Below are 941 nucleotides of genomic sequence, written 5' to 3'. Positions count from 1 at the left end.
AATTGTATCGCCTAACTCGGAAAATGCTCCATGAACCGACGCTCGGCATCGGCGGTGCCGATGAGGACAAGCACCGTATCGGACTTCATGGGCGCGTTGGGGTCCGGGGGCACACGCAATACGCCCTGACTCTTCAAGGCGACCACGTTGCAGTCGGTCTTTTCACGGATGCGGCTGTCACGCAGGGACAGGCCGACAAGGGCCGGAGGCGCCGTCACCCGGAAAATGTTCAAGCCTTCCGTCAGAATGGTTACCCGGCCGGGACTGAGCAGATTGATGATCGTACTCGCCGCCATCGAAGCGTGCGACATCACCAGATTCGCCCCGGCGTTGTACAGGGAGGGCACGTTGCGATCGAGCGTGGAACGGCTGAGGATCTGCACGTCAGGCCGCAGCTTGCGGCAATAGATGGTCAGATAGATGTTCAGGTCATCATCATGCGTGGTCACGATGACGGACGGGGTTTCCATGATGTGCGCCCGCTGGAGCACCGCCAGTTCCCCGGCATTCCCGAGAATGTAACGGGGATCGTCCGGCGGCACGAGCCGGGGGTTCTTCTCGACGAGACAGAACGGCAGCCCGCGACGTTCCAAGGCATCCGCCGCCGCTTCCCCCACCTTGCCGCCGCCGAGGATAAGCACGGGCGTCCGGTTCGCCTTGCTGCTCCGCTCGGCCTTGCGGTCATAGGCCTCAAGCTGATCCGCCGTCCCCGCGAGCAGCAGGATGGAGGCCTCGTCGATCCGGCTGTCCGGGCGCGCGGACATATAGGAATTGCCCTCCCACAGCCCGGCCACGTTGAGGCCGAAGCGTTCGCGGAACCCGCACTCGCGCAGCGTCTGCCCCATGAACTCGGTGTGGATGACCGGCGCCTCGGCAAGGCACAACGTCCCGAACCGGGCGATGATGTTCGACTGGGCGCGGGTCCCGTAGACGCGGCGGGC

The 941-nt window shown here is 64.3% G+C and carries 1 protein-coding gene; it reads right to left on the bottom strand.

The genetic code is table 11. From position 1 onward, the window contains the following. Nucleotides 1-11 precede the first annotated feature (11 nt). The coding region (locus tag HMPREF0178_RS20105; RefSeq protein ID WP_009369376.1) for a TrkA C-terminal domain-containing protein at nt 12-941 on the bottom strand (930 nt) is incomplete at its 5' end.

It is taken from the genome of Bilophila sp. 4_1_30 (assembly GCF_000224655.1).
GTDB classification, from domain to species: domain Bacteria; phylum Desulfobacterota; class Desulfovibrionia; order Desulfovibrionales; family Desulfovibrionaceae; genus Bilophila; species Bilophila wadsworthia.
Note: the sequence above shows the minus strand (reverse complement) of the source record. Positions and strands in the feature narration are given on the sequence as shown.